Raw genomic sequence first — 245 nt, forward strand, 5'->3', positions numbered from 1 at the left:
CCACGCCAGATCGTGACCGTCTTTGACGAACTTGGTCAGAAACGGAATGTAGTCGCTGTCCTTCTTGGACGCCAGGTACTTCGGTTCTGCGCCGGTATCTTTCCCGATTTTCTCCAGCGCTCCCCAGGCTTGTTGGTTAAACGACTTGTCGTTGACCCCGCCGAGGTCGGTAACCATGCCGATCTCCTTGCCTTTGCCGTGGGCCGGAGCGGCTGCAGATTCGCTGGCGGACGCGGAAGCGGATG

Annotated in this window: 1 protein-coding gene; it reads right to left on the reverse strand. The window is 59.2% G+C overall.

The annotated features are described in order from the left end of the window. The coding region (locus KVT38_RS34010; protein ID WP_217598119.1) for a BMP family ABC transporter substrate-binding protein at positions 1 to 245 on the reverse strand (245 nt) is incomplete at both ends.

It is taken from the genome of Cohnella sp. GbtcB17 (assembly GCF_019091135.1).
GTDB lineage: Bacteria > Bacillota > Bacilli > Paenibacillales > Paenibacillaceae > Cohnella.